Source organism: Pseudomonas sp. TE3728 (genome assembly GCF_056279145.1).
In genome coordinates this window covers 3,210,477-3,226,636 of the sequence record NZ_JBWBQT010000001.1, presented here as the reverse complement: position 1 = coordinate 3,226,636, position 16,160 = coordinate 3,210,477, and the positions used below count along the sequence as shown (strand labels likewise).

Sequence of the window (16,160 nt, the reverse complement as noted above, 5' to 3'; positions counted from 1 at the left end):
CAGCGGGAGCCTCGCTACGCGCAGAGGCATGTGAACTCAACCGCTTCACCTTGGCCACATGAAGTAAGCGAGCCCTAGTTCGTTCGGATAAGGACTATAGTCCGTGTTTTAGAACGATGCAATATGGCTCCATCCTCGCTTTGAGCGAGGAACTCGGATGTCATTGGACGAAGCTCTCGCTGCGGTTGTGCGAGCCGTGCGCAGAAGCAGGGGTCTTTCCCAAGAAGATTTGAACACCGTGGATCGCTCCTACCTGGGCAGAATCGAAGGTGGGCGTGTCAAAGTGACCGTCGAAGTCCTAAACCGCATAGCGCTAATGCTTGGGGTTGAGGTTGGACTTCTGTTGCTTCTAGCATCTTCGCTACTCGAAAAAGAGCCTATCGAAGTAGTAATGCAAAGACTCAACGATCAGCTCGCGAGCCTTAAGGAAGGCAATGCTTTTGATGAAATGCTCACAACGAAGAGACCGGCCACCGGTCGTGATCGCAAAGTAGATGCTGCCCGTAACATCGCTTCTGCCCGAAAGATGAGGGCGGCTGGCGCCTCATTCGCCGCAATAGCGAAAGAGCTAAACCTCTCGACGTCAACTGTCCATGGCTACCTAAAGAGAAGCGAGTGATGAGATGTTTAGTCGCGCTCAGGGAAGCTTTGGCGAGCCTGCTGCAGGTAGTAGGAGTCATTGCCTGCCGTCCAGGCAAAAGATAGGGTTTTCTTGATCATGGATTGCCTCATCTAATTGGGTGATTTGGGGCTGCTGAGCAAGTTTCTGTCGATCCACCATCCACCTTCGAGCAAGGAATCCGATTTAATTTTCTGGCGCCCGGTGGGAGCGCTGTTGAAACTCTCCCAGTGCCCAGATCACGCCGCGATGATTCGGCAGGCGTAATGCTCCCCAAACGGCACATTAACCCTAATTTAAAGGCTTGATGCGCCGATTCCGGCACCTTATGCCGAGCGACGTTTAAGGGCGAACGACGCTGCATTCCCGGCGCCGGGCTGCCGATTCCCCTAAAAGGGATGAAGACCCACTGCCTATGGCCGAGGAAGGCCGGCTGACATTGCCTCGAGCTGCTCAGGGTTGAGCGCCACCTAGTCGCCATGCCGATTCCTCGGCCACGAAAGTTTTCCCTTGGTACAGGCGGCGTGCCTCCAGCCAACCTAGGCGTTCTTACTGCTATGCCGGCTCGCAGAAAAGTGGTCTGAAACCGGCAGCGCGAAACCTGATCGAGAAAAGAAATGACGCCATAGAATCGTCGGTTTCAAATGCTGAAAGTGGTTGTTTCAGAGAGGAAATGAAGTCATGCGAAGGGAGAGTGTTTCAAATTGTTTCAGGCCTGCAATGTCGCAACCCGCGATTTAGAAGGCCTGGCCATCCATACAGGGGAAAAATGGATCCAACCCACAGTTTGCGCACAAGTTATCCACAGCTTTGTCATCTTGCAATGTCAAAGTGACCACATTATCTTGTAGGTGATCTCGCCGATAACACTACATGTTGTGTTTTCTTGGAGAGTGAGCTGCGGATTCAGTAAAGACAGCGGGCATGCGTGCGAAGTTTGGTCGCCGAGCATACATACCCGCCTACCCTGAGCCAATGCGTACATTGGTGGGGCGCGCATTAGAGAAAAATCCGACTTGGGATGTCAACCATCCGGCTCGGTTTTCCGCTCAAGGGTTGCTCCTGCCTACGCAATCTTTATCTAGGTATAGGAGCACCTAATCGTGCCGAAAAATACTAAACAAACTTCGACTTCCGTGGCCAGCCTGGCCTCCAAAATCCTCCGCAACGACAGCTCCTCGGCCATTCAAAAAGAATTGGCAGGGTCGGCTATGGCTCAAGCCTCGACCGATAAGCAAACCGGTGCCGATATGGAGACCAAGGCCAGCCTCGTCCTAGACAGCAACAAGTACAACGCCACCACCAAGACCCTCGCGGCCTCGGTACTCGCCCAATCGAACAAAGAGCGGGGTGAGTAACATGGCTCAGTATTACGTCAACCGCAATGCACAGAGCAACGGTGACCATGAGGTGCATACCAGTACGTGCATCTTTTTGCCGGCACTCCACAACCGCCTTGATCTTGGGCATCACACCACCTGTGTAACTGCTGTGCGCCAGGCTCGTAACACGTACCCGCAGTCGAACGGTTGCCGGACATGCTCCTCGGTGTGCCACACCCAGTAAGTAGGGGCTAGAACTCAGGTTTCTGACTCTTGGGTGAGCCGGCTGCTTCATGGGCTGGCCCCCACCTTTATCGAGTGTGAGTTTTCCAGGAGTTTGCACTATGAGCTATTTGGTTTATTGCACGTTTGATTTGAAGAACGCTTCTTCGAAGGACTACGAGAACGCCTACGCAGATCTTCAGCGGATCGGCCTGGCGAAGGTGGTCAAGGCAGATGAAGGGCAGCATGTGGTAATTCCTACCACTTCGACGATGGGGTTCTTTAACGGCACCAGCGCGGCTGCTGTACGAAACGATGTCCGTAACTCGGTACAAGCTGCTTTCCGTGCGCGACTTTTGAGGTCTGAGATCTTCATTGTGGTTGGCGGTGATTGGGCCTGGGGCGCAGGGACGACTTAACGGCTTGCTGTTTTCGCCGACGGCTTCCTCGGAGATAGGGGCGTTGGAAAATTAACTGGCAGAAATATTCCCTCCAATGCCATCCGTAAATCATGAGCCCCGGGGTATCAATCAATGCATGCCACGCACAGAAGCGAAGCTGAAGTCTTTGAGGATCTGGCAACTCTGACGGCACAGCCTGGCTATGTTCATGCCATGGCTGGGATCTGTTATCGCGACAACCTAGTGTCGTTCCAAGGTGAGCATAAGCCCTCTGACCTTGAGCATCTCTTCGACCGTAAAAGACTCAACCGGAATGAAATAACTACGCTCTTGGGGCTGATGTTGCGTCACCCTCTAGATCTAACTGAAGTTGATGAAGCCACGTTTAGAAGCTATGCCTCACGTACTGATGAGTTGATGAGCGAGCTTCACGACACTATGACCGGTCTGATGATCGGCGAGCTTATGCCCCAGGCTCAGCAGGGCACGGCCATGAGTGATTTCTGGAAAGGCTCCATGATGAAGGAGCCGATTTTCTATGGCACCGAATCAGCGTACAGCTTCCAGTATCGAGATTTTTTTGCTGAGAAGCATGCCCCTGATGATGGATGGTTGGTTCGGGCCATGGGGTTTAGCAGTGCACAGGCACTGCGAGTGGCGAGTGCAATGTGTTCGTTGATGGACGCGAGAGCGACCAACGGAACGCGATTGAGTGGCGAAACCAAGATAGGGGAGCTACCTGCAGCCTCGGTGCTGGAGTTCTTCGAATTCACCGCACAAGAGATAGCTCAGCGTTCTGGTAAGGAGCTTGCTGTCGTTGAAGCAGTTTTCAAAGCGCTAACGTTCAGTGGCGACAATGGCCAATTTAATGAAGTCGGAGACTTTAATCAGGTGGCTGCAACCCCACTGCTGCCGACAGGGCGGGATTCAGTGCTGCTGTTCTCTCACTACGCGATCTACGAAGCGCTGTACGAGTCACCTTTCTTCTGGATGCACCAGGATACGGATTACAGGCAGCAGGCGTCCGACAATCGAGGCGCATTCACCGAACAATTCTCCCAGCGCCGCCTGGCAGCGGTTTTCGGAAAGGCAAATGTCCATACCAACGTCAATCTTTACGAGGGCAAGCGGATTGTCGCCGAGGCGGACGTGCTGGTCATCTTTGGTGACCGGATCATCATCGTTCAGGCAAAAGCCAAAAAGCTAACGCTCGCTGCCCGCAAAGGTAACGATGGGCAGATCAAGGCTGATTTCGCCGCTGCGATTCAGAAAGCCTACGACCAAGGGGCTGAATGTGCGACGGCTATCCTTTCTGGCAAATGCCGCCTAGAAGATGATCGTGGCCAAGCTGTCGTGCTTCCGGAGAAGGTTAAGGAGATCTATCCATTCTGCGTGGTATCTGACCACTACCCCGCATTGGCGTTTCAAGCCAGCCAGTACCTCAAATATTCTGCCGATGAGATTGTTCGCCCACCCTTTGTGATGGACGTTTTCCTGCTGGATGTCTTAGCTGAGATGCTGGACACGCCGTTGCGTTTTCTGAGCTACATCCGTATGCGCTTGGAGTCTACACATAAGCTCATGATGGGCCATGAGCTCACTGCTCTTGCCTATCATCTGCGATGCAATCTTTGGCTCGAAGACGAATACGACATGGTGATGTTGGAAGACTCCATCGCAGCTGATCTGGACTCCGCTATGACAGTGCGGCGAGAAGGGCTCCCAGGTCAGCGAGTCCCTCCAGGAATCTTGACCAAAATGAAGGGGACGTACTACGAACGACTGTTGGAGCAGATCGAGCGTCGTCCTGACCCAGCGGTACTAGAGTTGGGTTTCACTCTCCTGTCCATGGGAGAGGAGTCGTGTAATTCGGTTCACCAAGCCATCGAAGGGTTGATCAAGATGGCAAAAATGGATGGCAGACGACATGACTTCGTACTTGGGATGACTGAGCCGGGAACAGGCATCTGTTTCCATTGCAACCCGACGCCTAGCGAGGCGGCCATCAGAACCCTGGAGCTGCATTGCGCGAAGCGGAAATACGTTCAACGAACGGCGAACTGGTTTGGAGTTTCGGTAGGACTCCAGGGTGAAATTCAGTTCGGGATCACGCTTGAGTTTCCGTGGGAGCAATCGTCAGAGATGGATGATTTGACCAGGGAAATGAAGACGTCCTCGTCACTGAGTATGGCGATGAAAACTGTGGAGAGAGCACTTGCTCCGAAGAAATATGGACGCAACGACCCTTGCCCCTGTGGAAGCGGCTCCAAGTATAAAAAGTGCTGCCTGTAATAGTCTTCCTAGACGGCTCATCGAGGGCCTTTTCAGGTGGCCACATTTAGGAAGGAAATGCCATCAAACCCTCTTGGTCATAAACGAAGAGGGACTTGACCGATTTCAGCGATACCCGTCAGCGTTAAACCACCGGCTCGGGTACAGCTTTTAGATTCATCTGGGCTTCGAAGATGAGCAGGTCACTCTCTTCATTATCCTTCATGAGCCCGATGACCTTGGAGCTGACTTGGATCTCTCCATTGTTATCGAGGCGAACGTACCGGGGATATCGATCAAGCAACAGCTCGGAAAGTCCGCGACTGTATCCCTCACGGATCAGCTTGATCTTCGAGTCGTCGGTCGTGCCATATTTCATGCGCTTGTAAAAGCCTGAATCGATAGCCCCAACTCCATTCAGTACCTCAACAAATTTAAAAATCTTGTTGTCAAAAAAATCATCTTCTTCTTTCAGGCGAACGATAGCGAGATTGACTTTTTCTACATCATCCTTGGTTGAAATTCTGACCCAATAAGGAAACTGGCTGTTCCCAAACTTAGTGTCACCCCAGTTCGCAACATACACGTAGTCAGTACCTTTTTTCTCAGGAAGCTCGCGCCAGTATTTGAGTGTGTATCTCAATATTTGCCTGAGACTGTATTTTTTCAGCTTCCAATCCAGAAACATGGCGTAGAAATCTATAGTAGCCTTATTCTGGAGTCGCTTTAGGTCACTGTACTTCCTCTTGTCATCAAACTTGTCGACGAAGCAAGTCTTGATCTCCAGCAGCAGGCGGTCGGCGCTATCGATCAAACCATTCTCCTCAACCGATATGCTGATGGAGTTGTCAATTTCCTCCTCGGCGGCGAAGACATCAATCTCGCTAACGCTGTTGGCTATCAGTAGTCGGCCAACCTCAGTTTTGACATACTTGCATTCTTGGCCGGTGACTACTCCAGGCTGGAGGTTTTCAAGCCGTGCTACAGCGTCACGATGACGGTCTGTCATCGGGCCATCCAAGATGGTTGTCTCTTGAAGGAGAACATTGCTTACGCTGTCTTCGTCGACTTTCGAGACGTTCACGGCTTTTTCATAAAAAGTCTGGAGATTAGATTTCTTATTTGTGAAGCCATCGACACCCAAAAGGTAGATGCTCGACTCTAGCTTTTTGAGTGTGGTGCCCGCTTCGGGTGCGAATACCTCACTAAATCTATTAACACGGCCAATCAGGTTCTTGAATTGTGATGAGGTCAGATTTCCCCGGCCTTTTGAGTAGTCAAAAATAAACAGGCGCTCAATGGGTAGATTGACGCCTTCAAGCAGAGTGGAGTTGCACACCAGATACTTCATGGCCTTGGACTGGTGGAACAGGTTCTCTAGATAAAGCCGAATAGTGTCTGGGATCGAGCCGTGGTGGTACATTACGCCCTTACGTAAACAGGAGATCAGGCGATACCGTTTGTCGAATGCATCTTCAAGCTCATCGCAAGCTGTTTGAACTAATGGACATTCAATTTCAGGCAGCGTCTCGGCGAACTCAACCGCAAACTGCTCAATGCGCTTCTTTGTATTCCCATAAATAATATTTTTAGCTAGCGATTCGCGTTTAATTAAGTCAAAGCAGTTCTTGTGTGTCTTGTCGATTTCCAGCCATTGGTTGAGAAAGTGATCGTATAATTTGAGCTTGCCGTCGTTTTTCCCAGTCCTGAAATCTCTAACATAAAAACGCTCAGATTTGATGTATTCATCTACCCGAAAGCCCTTTGGTGTCATGTCTAGGTAGCGAACTCGAACGTTGAGTTCATTGCAAAGGAATGGGGTGAGGAATTTGAAGGAGGTGTGCGAGTTTCGTGCACCCAAGATACATAGCATTGTAGCCAGGAGTTCATTGCGACTATCGCCCTGAAGTAGATTGTGAGCCTCGTCGACAAAAACCATGTCGAATTTCAAGGTGCTATATTCGTTAAGTAGTCGATTCAGGCGCTCTTGCGTAAGAACGAAGATCCGATTGTTTCGTTCGGGCGAGTACATCTCAGGGTGCGTTACAACCTTGCCCAGCTTAGGAATGTCCGCATAAATTAATCGCTTCTTGGTCTGAGCTAACAGCGCTTTTGAAGGTACTAAGATAAGTATGCGTTTGAAGGGGTTGTCTTTGACGGACTTGATAATAAGCTCGGACTTTCCGTAAGAGGTCGGAGCGATGACAACCGACGAATTTTCGTATTCGTCCTGCACGAAGGTTCTCAGTGTATCCTGTTGCTCCGTGAGCACCATGCCCTGGTCACGGAATGTGTCTACATAACTGCTCACAATGTTTTGAATGAAAGAGCGATTCAGTCTTTCGTCTTGTTCAAAAGACTTTCCGAGCACAGCAGAAACCGGTAGCAGGCCACTGTTGATAGACACGTCATAAAGCGGCTCGTATCGCCCAGTTAGATTTCCATAAAATAAAGTAATTCTATAGCCTAGGCGCTTTATCTCAGGCGCCTTGTGGTTAAGCAGCAGGACTGCAATCGCAAGAAGCTTTACAGTATCCCCATCCGACATCTGGCTTCCACGAAGAAGCTCCATGTAGATGTCTTTGAAACGGGTTCTTGCTAATTCCTTAATAGTGAGCTCTTGCATTTAGCATCCTGCCTCTGCCCGGAGAAAGTCTTCCAGCTTCTGGAGTGTTCCCTTGTGAAGTGATAGTACCAAAACAGTTTTAAAAATAGGCGTTGCTGTCAGCGTAGTGGTGAAGTCCGCAATGCTCGTCTCCATAATTTTATGCGAGACATCGTTAAACAAAGCAGATACTAAGACTACGTTATTGTCTGAAGGTACTGCAGAGTTTCCGTAGGCTTTGTCACCTTCCATGCCCAAGATAGCGAGCACGGATTCTTTATAGCTTTTCTTGTCATTAATGGATTTTTGCGCGGCGTTCATGGCGTTAAGCCAATGATTCATTTCTGACTCTGCCAGTCGACCTTTAAGGTCATCTCGTGCTTTTGCGAGCATGGCCTTACTGGCTGCACACGAAGTTTTCTTCCCGGCTGCCCCTGACTTCACTTCCGTAATCCAAACCTCGTTGGACGATGGTTGATAAAGGATGAGGTCAAACCCTTTTCTGATGTGTTTTTCTTCCATATTGAAGAAAGGCGAAACCACATCAAAATCGTCAAACATCTCGAGGATTACGACATGTGCTAGCAGCTCCCCCAGCATGCCCGTGCGGGTATTCTGATCCTTTGTGGAGTAGCGATCCCAGAATGACTTAAGTGTGGCTGCGTATTTGAATACCACCATGCCCCGGCTGGCCTGGTCGGCGCCATGGCATATCCTGGTTAGGTTTGCCCTGAGGGTCTCCTTCAGATCATCGGAGAAGGTCTCAATGCAGCACATTGCGTACTGACCGGTTTGCTTGAAGTTCACGCCATCCATAACACGAATATCCAAAGGGGCCGCAGCCTCTGAAGTCCTCCCGCTGCTTCCAACGCAGCAGCCTGGGGGGCTGGCAGACACTTTTTGGCTGTGTTTAATTGGTCTCCTCTACTAGGTAGATGAGCCCGTCCGAGGACTGAAGAAGCCATAAAGGCACTGTGCCATTCCACGAAGTATAGCGAGATGCTCCTGTTGAAAGTAGAGACTAAAGTCTGTGGCGGCGGGGCTACTTTGGAGCATAGGCGATGCCTAGCGACTACGCATGCCACCTGCACAATCTCAGGAAGCGCGGTGCTGGTCTGACAAGCTTTACGGTTGTGTCGGCTGTGCGTGCCCATGAGGGGGGAGTCAATAGTTAGCGTGGGGCAGGGGGGGTAGGGCGTTTACGGGGTGTCAATGGTGCTGGATCTGCCAGGTGGTTTTAGTCAATCGCTGGTTAGCGAATTGACAGTCAATCAGTGTCGCGACCAGATTGGGGAAGCCCCTGGTTTTCCAGGGGATAGGTGGTGTCAATCTTCAGAGCGCTCATGTGGTGCGGGTCATTACTGGCCGGATGATCCACTGGTGGCCGAGGCGACGGCACGGATCAAGCCTCGTAAAAGCTGAAGATCAAAAGATCGCAGCCTTCGGCAGCTCCTACAAGGGATCGCATTCCAATGTAGGAGCTGCCGAAGGCTGCGATCTTTTTCACTAACGCCACAAATCTAAGGCGCTGCCGGCAACAGAAACCGCGCAATCACCGGCAAGTGATCGGAGATGCGCAACGTATCGTCCTGCCTCACCCGCGCCTCGACCCGTTTGAGGTGCGGGCTGTAAAACAGGAAATCGACGGTCCGGTCCGGGCCGTTCAAGCCTGGATCATTCGGGTAATGCGTCAACCATTGCGCTCGGTCGATACCGCTGGCTTCGTTGTTGGTGGGGATCATCGGGTATTTGTCCCACAACACATGCAGCGCGCTGTCGGCGGAGTAGGGCGTGCGTTGCTCGGTGGGCAGGCGTCGATACTGGCCCAACGGCAACAGGTTGAAGTCACCACCGATCAGCCACGGCGTGCCGCGGCTTTCGTATTTATCGAGGACCTTGGCTATGGCCGTCACCTGGCGCTGTAAGGTTTCGTCGAGCGCAGTGGTGGCACGGTCCAGGTGGGTGTTGAACACGGCCATTTGGCCGCCGTTGCTCAATGGCAGGTGAGTGACCAGCAAGGCGTTTTTCGGCTTGAACTGACGGCTGATGAAATTGGCCGGAGCGACCGGTAATTGCAGGCGTTCGGCGTGTTCGATCCGGTAGCGGCTCAGGGTTGCCAGTTGCCGGCCAACGCTGCCAAAGATGCGCGGTTCAGGCACGAAGTCGGCTTTCCAGTCGAAGGCTTGAGCGCTGCAGGGATACAGGTCAGTGACTCGATCCTGAAGCAATTTGAACTGGTGCTGGTAGTCACTGGCCTTGGCGCCGTCATCGAGTTCCTGCAACAGCACGATGTCCGGTTTCTCGTCGCGAATCACCCGCGCCACTTCGTCGAGGCTGAAGGCCATGTCTTCCGCTGTGGGTTTTTCATCGGTGCCGTTGGCCAGATCATTCCAGAACACATAGCGCTTGCCTGCCAGGTACTGGACGTTCCAGGTCATCACCTTCAGCGCCTGGCCGGGCACCAGCATCGGCGCCTGGGCGTTGCAACTGACCGGCAGCGCTTCTTTGGCTTCGGGGCGCCAGGTGAGGCTGTAGATCATCAATGCAATCAGGCCAATGGCAATCAGCACGCACAGCAGGGTGTAGCGCAGTAGACGGGTCATGGCTCGGCTTATAGCGTTACAAAAGATGGCCCCGAGCATAACCGAGCGCAAACGGCATGCCCATCAATTAGCCGAGACACATCGTTCTTCAAAGTGCCCCGTCAGCCTTCTCGGGCGCATCGCTAATCAGCATGAACAAGCGGAACACCACCACGCTGGTGAACAGCTGCAGAAAGCTGTGCGCGCTGTCGATCAGTAGCGAGATCACCGGGTTCTGCGGGTCAGGGTAAACCGCCAGCGTCGCACCCTTGAGCACCCACAGCGGGGCCATCACGCATAGAATGCACACCAGAATGCGCAGGAAATTTCCGCGGGTCAGGCGCAGGCTTTCTTTCATCGCCGCCAGCGGTGCCAGGCCGCGCAGCACCAGCAGGTACTCGCCGAACGCCAGTGTCACCATCAACCAGATCCCCGGCAGGAAATACAGCGACAGGCCGATCAGAATCAGCAGGGTATTGAGGGCGGTCAGCAGGGCGAAACGCGGCCACAGGGTCGCGGAAGTCGCCAGCAAGTCGCGGGTGCGCGGCGTTTCGCCACGGCTGCGGGCATCGAGAAACAGGATCAGCGCGGCGGTGTATAGCGGATACACCAGCAGGCCGACAATCACACTGATGCCGGGGAAACTGTCCGGCTCCGTGGAGTGGTCGACCACTTGTTGCAGCAGCGCCTCGACAATCACCAGCGGCAGGCACAGCTGCACGATCTGGCGCAAATTGCGCTTGAAGAAATACAGAGAGTCACGCAGTACATCGAACGGATTCATCAGTCGGTATCGCAGGTCGAAAGCAGGTGCCTCACTTTAACCGATGAACCCCTTTGGGGCGCAAACGTAAACGTTCGGTAAAGGTCATTGAAACATCCTGTATCAGCCCCATTACTGGTGAGCACCTTGTCCACCGTGGATGAGGGCGATGATATTCCCGGCAATCTATGAGGTCGCCATGAACAGCGAAGAACAAACCCTGATCGATGGACTGTTTTCCCGGCTGCAACAGGCCGAAACGGATTCAGCCCCGCGCGACGCCCAGGCCGAAGCGCGGATCAAGGAACACCTGACTCGCCAGCCAGCAGCGGGCTATTTCATGACCCAGGCGATTCTGGTGCAAGAGGCTGCCATCAAGAGCCTCGACGAACAGAACAAGCAACTCAGTCAACAAATCCAGCAATTGCAGGCTGAACTGCAATCGGCCAAGGCTCAGACGACGGCACCGGCGCCGAGCAGCGGTGGCTTTTTGTCGAGCATCTTCGGTGGCGCTTCCCGTGATTCGCAGCCTGCTCCGACTCACAGCGCAGCCCCGTCGACTGGCGGCTGGCGTGAACCGGGGCGGCCGTCGTTCAACTCGCAACCGCCACAACAAAACTTCGGTGCGCCGGCTACTCAGCAGAACTTCGGAGCGCCGCCCCAGCAAAACTACGCACCACAACAGGCCGCCGGCAGCAGTTTCCTCGGTGGTGCATTGAAAACCGCAGCGGGCGTGGCCGGTGGCGTGATGCTGGCGCAGGGCATCAGCAGTCTGTTCCAGCAGCATCAGCAGCCGGAAGTGGTTGAAGTCATCAAGGAAGAACCGGCTCAGGTCAACGATCAGAGCGACAGCGGCAATGATCAGCGCGTGGCTGACAACTCCAGCGACGAAGGCGGATTCGCCGACGCTGATTATAACGATGACAGCTCATCGTTCTTCGGTGGCGACGACGATTCCTTCGTCTGACACATCTGTGGCGAGGGAGTCTTGCTCCCTCACCACATGGCCGATTATTCGCGGAACAATCCTTCGGGCTGGCATACTGGGCAACTTTTCGGGCCTGGTGCCTGATCCTGCCCGCGCTTCGGCACGCTAATGAGGATGTACGGTGAAAAAAATCGCAGTGTTCGCCGATGTCCAAAACCTCTATTACACCGTGCGTCAGGCCTATGGTTGCCACTTCAACTACGCCGCGCTGTGGGCTGACGTCAGTAAAGAAGGGCAGATTGTCGAGGCCTATGCCTATGCGATCGATCGTGGCGACAGCAAGCAGCAGCAGTTTCAGCAGATCCTGCGCAATCTCGGCTTCATCGTGAAGCTCAAACCCTACATCCAGCGCAGCGACGGTTCGGCCAAAGGTGACTGGGACGTGGGCATCACCCTCGACATCATGGACGCCGCCGACCATGTCGACGAAGTGGTGTTGGCCTCCGGTGATGGTGATTTCGACATGCTGCTGGAACGCATCATCAGCAAGCACGGCGTCCAAGCGGTGGCCTATGGCGTACCCGGTCTCACCGCCAACTCGCTGATCCGCGCTGCCAGCCGTTACGTGCCGATCGAAGGCGCGTTGCTGCTCAAGAATTGATTTTTACGGAGTTGAAACAGGTTTGGAACGCATAGCAGTCATCGACTTTGAAACCACCGGGCTCTCCCCGAGCAGCAGCTGCCGGGCCACGGAAATTGCCGTGGTGATTCTTGAACAGGGACGCATTGTCGAGCGTTACCAAAGCCTGATGAACGCTGGCGTGCGGGTGCCGGCTTTCATTGAGCAACTCACCGGCATCAGCAACGCCATGCTGCGCACCGCGCCCTCGGCCGAGCAGGTGATGAACGAGGTCAATGAGTTCGTCGGCATCACACCGCTGCTGGCGCACAACGCTGCGTTCGACCAGAAGTTCTGGGACTACGAACTCGGGCGAATCAAACGCACACGCTTGCAGAACTTTGCCTGCTCGCTGTTACTCGCCCGCCGCCTGATGCCCGCCGCGCCGGACCACAAACTCGGCACCCTCACCACTTTCGCCAGCCTGCCCAATACCGGAAAGGCTCACCGGGCCATGGCCGATGCGGAAATGGCGGCCAACCTGACGGCGCACTTGGCTGAAGAGTTGCGGCGCAAGCATGGGTTGCGGGAGTTGTCCCATGATCTGCTGTGCAGCTTGCAGAAAGTGCCGGCGGCGAAGATCAATGAGCATCTGAAGCGGTATCGCGGGTTTTAAGAGCAAGATCAAAAGATCGCAGCCTTCGGCAGCTCCTACATGGGAATGCGATTATCTGTAGGAACTGCCGAAGGCTGCGATCTTTTGGCTTCACCCACCATTTTTCCCGTTCCCTTCCAACTGCCCCAACGGCACGCGCTTCTCGATGGCGCTGGACAGCACGATTGAGGTCTTGCTGAACCCGAACGTGGCGATCCGGTTGATCAACTCTTCCAGCTCCGGCATCGAGCCCACCGCCGCTTGCATGATCACGCACGGGTCGCCGGTGACGCGGTGGCATTCGGTGAGCTGTGGGATTTTGATCAGTTCGTCGTAGGTTTTCTGGTTGCCGTGCTGGTTGAGGCGCAGTTCGATGACGCACTGGATCGGCAGGCCGAGTTTGGCCATGTCGACTTTCGCCTGGTAGCCGGTGATCACCCCGCAGGCCTCAAGTTTGGCCACGCGCTCGGCCACCGCCGGAGCGGACAGGTTCACCTTGCGCGCCAGTTCGGCGTAGGACGCACGACCGTTTTCCAACAGGGCGCTGAGGAGCATGCGGTCGTATTTGTCCATCATGGCATTCCTGAAAAAAGACTGACTTTCGAAAGCACGGTTTATAGCGCTGAACTCCGTGTTTTGAAAAGTGTACCGGCGCTATAAACAGGTTTTGTAACTTATTTTCCGCCGCTGGCCTTTCTAGAATAGCGGCTCTCTTTGTCTTGTTCTCGAGCTGCCCATGCCTGGCCTACGCCGTTTTTCCTTACCGTTGATCGCTGCTTTTTTCGCGCTGTACGTGATTTGGGGATCGACCTACCTGGTGATTCGCATCGGCGTGCAGTACTGGCCGCCGTTGTTGCTGGCGGGTATCCGCTTCGTGATCGCCGGGACATTGATGTACGCGTTCCTGCGCTGGCGCGGGACTCCGGCACCGACGTGGGCACAGTGGAAAGCGGCGGGGATCATCGGGATTTTGCTGCTGACGTTCGGTAACGGTGCAGTGAGCGTGGCTGAACACACCGGTGTCGCCTCCGGCGTTGCCGCGTTGGCAGTGGCGACGGTGCCACTGTTCACTTTGCTCTGTGGATATTTCTGGGGCGCGCGTAATACCCGTCTCGAATGGGCCGGGATTGTGCTCGGGCTGATCGGTATCGCCATGCTCAACCTTGGTTCCAATCTGCAATCGAGCCCGTTGGGTGCGGCGTTGCTGATATTCGCGGCAGCGTCCTGGGCGTTCGGTTCGGTGTGGAGCAAACACTTGCCGTTGCCGCAGGGCGCGATGGCCAGTGCCGTGGAAATGCTGGTGGGCGGCGTGGTGTTGTTGATCGGCAGCGCGGTGAGCGGTGAGCATCTGGAGGCTATGCCGCCGATCGAAGGTTGGGCCGCATTGGCCTATCTGACGTTCTTCGGTTCGATCATCGCCTTCAACGCCTACATGTACCTGCTGAAACACGTGCGTCCGGCGGCGGCCACCAGTTATGCCTACGTCAACCCGGCGGTGGCGGTGTTGCTGGGCATCGTATTTGTTGGCGAGACCATTGGTATTGAAGAAGCGCTGGCCATGACAGTGATCATCAGCGCCGTGGTGTTGATCGGGTTGCCGCAGTGGCGCCGAGGTGCGGATCGGCCTAGCGTAGTGGTGCCGACAGAATCCCGTGCGAATTAGGGTAAACTGCGCGCCATTGCATCTTGTTTTGCACACTTGTTTTGAAAAACCCGCGCTGAATTTTCCTACGGTACTCCCATGACTTTCGCCACCCTTGGCCTGATCGAACCCTTGCTGCGCGCTCTCGAGACGCTCGGCTACCAGACCCCTACGCCGGTGCAGACACAAGCGATTCCGGCGGTGCTGGCCGGTCGTGACCTGATGGCAGCCGCCCAGACCGGCACTGGCAAGACCGCCGGTTTCGCCTTGCCGCTGCTGCAATTGCTGGCCATGGAAGGGCCGAAAGTCAGTGCCAACTCGGTGCGCGCACTGATCCTGGTGCCAACCCGCGAGCTGGCCGAACAGGTTCACGAAGCCGTGCGCCAGTACGCCGAGAACCTGCCGTTGAGCACGTACGCGGTGTACGGCGGCGTCAGCATCAACCCGCAAATGATGAAGCTGCGCAAGGGTGTCGACCTGTTGGTGGCGACTCCGGGCCGCTTGCTCGACCTGTTCCGCCAGAACGCGCTCAAGTTCAACCAGTTGCAAACCCTGGTGCTGGACGAAGCCGATCGCATGCTCGATCTGGGCTTTTCCGAAGAGCTGGGGAATATCTATAAAGCCCTGCCGAAGAAACGTCAGACGCTGTTGTTCTCCGCGACCTTCTCCGACGCCATCCGCACGCTGGCCGGGCAAATGCTCAACGACCCGCTGAGCATAGAAGTCAGCCCGCGCAACGTCGCCGCCAACACCGTCAAGCAATGGGTGGTGACGGTGGACAAGAAGCGTAAGCCGGAGCTGTTCATTCACTTGATGCGCAAGGGCAAGTGGAAGCAGGTGCTGGTGTTCGCCAAGACCCGTAACGGCGTAGACGCGTTGGTGGAAAAGCTCCAGGGCCTGGGCATCAATGCCGACGGCATCCACGGCGACAAACCTCAGGCGACCCGTCAGCGGGCACTGGATCGTTTCAAGGCCAGTGAAGTGCAGATCCTTGTAGCCACCGACGTTGCCGCCCGTGGCCTGGATATCGAAGATTTGCCATTGGTGGTCAATTTCGACCTGCCGATCGTGGCCGAGGACTACATCCACCGCATCGGTCGCACCGGCCGTGCGGGCGCAACCGGGCAGGCTATTTCGCTGGTGTGTGCCGATGAGGTGAATTTGCTGTCGGCCATCGAGACGTTGACCCGTCAGACGTTGACTCGTCAGATGGAGCAGGATTTCGAGCCTGAGCACCGCGTGCCGGATACCGATGCCAGCGGTCAGGTGGTCAAGAAGCCGAAAAAACCGAAGAAGCCAAAAACCTCCAGTGGCGGCAAGCGCAATTTGGGTAAGTGGGTCGAGAGCGGTGACGCTTCGGCGCCGGAGCCTTCGATCAAGCCTGTGCGTAAAGTGCCGGTGTTTAATACCGGGCCGCGTAAGCGTAAGCCTTGATCAGCGGCGGCGCCTGTTAGGCCGCCATCGCGAGCAGGCTCGCTCCCACAGGTGACCGAGTTCTTTCATAGGAATACGGTCAATGTGGGAGCGAGCC

Annotated in this window: 14 protein-coding genes; 9 read left to right on the top strand and 5 right to left on the bottom strand. The window is 54.8% G+C overall.

Annotation, left to right across the window (positions count from 1 at the left end; all coding sequences use genetic code 11):
- Positions 1–157: 157 nt before the first annotated feature.
- From ACZ89R_RS13890 to ACZ89R_RS13875, 4 genes are all read left to right on the top strand, one after another.
- Positions 158–619 (top strand): helix-turn-helix domain-containing protein, encoded by a 462-nt coding sequence (locus ACZ89R_RS13890; protein ID WP_429545489.1) that lies wholly within the window; start codon positions 158–160, stop codon positions 617–619.
- Between the two features lie 1,103 nt (positions 620–1,722).
- A complete protein-coding gene (locus ACZ89R_RS13885; protein WP_429545490.1) occupies positions 1,723–1,977 on the top strand; it encodes a hypothetical protein in 255 nt (84 codons plus the stop codon).
- 308 nt (positions 1,978–2,285) lie between these two features.
- Positions 2,286–2,582, top strand: coding sequence for a hypothetical protein (locus ACZ89R_RS13880; protein WP_429545491.1), 297 nt, complete (start codon positions 2,286–2,288; stop codon positions 2,580–2,582).
- A gap of 114 nt (positions 2,583–2,696) precedes the next feature.
- Positions 2,697–4,856: an SEC-C metal-binding domain-containing protein gene (locus tag ACZ89R_RS13875; RefSeq protein WP_429545492.1), complete on the top strand. Its 2,160-nt coding sequence runs from the start codon at positions 2,697–2,699 to the stop codon at positions 4,854–4,856.
- Positions 4,857–4,980: 124 nt separating this feature from the next.
- Here ACZ89R_RS13875 and ACZ89R_RS13870 read toward each other — a convergent pair whose 3' ends face one another.
- The 4 genes from ACZ89R_RS13870 to ACZ89R_RS13855 all read right to left on the bottom strand — a co-directional run bounded on the left by ACZ89R_RS13870 (position 4,981) and on the right by ACZ89R_RS13855 (position 10,806).
- On the bottom strand, positions 4,981–7,461 hold the full coding sequence (locus ACZ89R_RS13870; protein ID WP_429545493.1) for a DEAD/DEAH box helicase: 2,481 nt from the start codon (positions 7,459–7,461) through the stop codon (positions 4,981–4,983).
- On the bottom strand, positions 7,462–8,256 hold the full coding sequence (locus ACZ89R_RS13865) for a Hachiman antiphage defense system protein HamA (protein ID WP_429545494.1): 795 nt from the start codon (positions 8,254–8,256) through the stop codon (positions 7,462–7,464).
- Between the two features lie 704 nt (positions 8,257–8,960).
- Positions 8,961–10,043: an endonuclease/exonuclease/phosphatase family protein gene (locus tag ACZ89R_RS13860; protein ID WP_429545495.1), complete on the bottom strand. Its 1,083-nt coding sequence runs from the start codon at positions 10,041–10,043 to the stop codon at positions 8,961–8,963.
- A gap of 88 nt (positions 10,044–10,131) precedes the next feature.
- The gene (locus ACZ89R_RS13855) at positions 10,132–10,806 is read right to left on the bottom strand and encodes a YciC family protein (RefSeq protein ID WP_429545496.1); all 675 of its coding nucleotides are present in this window, start codon (positions 10,804–10,806) and stop codon (positions 10,132–10,134) included.
- 178 nt (positions 10,807–10,984) lie between these two features.
- On the opposite strand from ACZ89R_RS13855, the gene ACZ89R_RS13850 reads away from it, so the two are divergent.
- The 3 genes from ACZ89R_RS13850 to ACZ89R_RS13840 all read left to right on the top strand — a co-directional run bounded on the left by ACZ89R_RS13850 (position 10,985) and on the right by ACZ89R_RS13840 (position 13,008).
- Positions 10,985–11,752 (top strand): DUF2076 domain-containing protein, encoded by a 768-nt coding sequence (locus tag ACZ89R_RS13850; RefSeq protein ID WP_429545497.1) that lies wholly within the window; start codon positions 10,985–10,987, stop codon positions 11,750–11,752.
- 142 nt (positions 11,753–11,894) lie between these two features.
- Complete coding sequence (locus tag ACZ89R_RS13845; protein WP_030129509.1) at positions 11,895–12,374, top strand: LabA-like NYN domain-containing protein; 480 nt, start codon at positions 11,895–11,897, stop codon at positions 12,372–12,374.
- 22 nt (positions 12,375–12,396) lie between these two features.
- Positions 12,397–13,008, top strand: a complete 612-nt coding sequence (locus tag ACZ89R_RS13840) for a 3'-5' exonuclease (RefSeq protein WP_429545498.1) — start codon at positions 12,397–12,399, stop codon at positions 13,006–13,008.
- A gap of 90 nt (positions 13,009–13,098) precedes the next feature.
- On the opposite strand, the gene ACZ89R_RS13835 is transcribed toward ACZ89R_RS13840, so the two are convergent.
- Positions 13,099–13,560, bottom strand: coding sequence for an Lrp/AsnC family transcriptional regulator (locus tag ACZ89R_RS13835; protein WP_429545499.1), 462 nt, complete (start codon positions 13,558–13,560; stop codon positions 13,099–13,101).
- 163 nt (positions 13,561–13,723) lie between these two features.
- Between ACZ89R_RS13835 and yedA the strand changes: the two genes are divergently transcribed.
- Both yedA and ACZ89R_RS13825 read left to right on the top strand, forming a co-directional pair.
- Positions 13,724–14,650: a drug/metabolite exporter YedA gene (gene yedA, locus ACZ89R_RS13830; protein ID WP_429545500.1), complete on the top strand. Its 927-nt coding sequence runs from the start codon at positions 13,724–13,726 to the stop codon at positions 14,648–14,650.
- 78 nt (positions 14,651–14,728) lie between these two features.
- The gene (locus ACZ89R_RS13825) at positions 14,729–16,063 is read left to right on the top strand and encodes an RNA helicase RhlE1 (RefSeq protein WP_429545501.1); all 1,335 of its coding nucleotides are present in this window, start codon (positions 14,729–14,731) and stop codon (positions 16,061–16,063) included.
- The last annotated feature ends 97 nt before the right edge of the window (positions 16,064–16,160 follow it).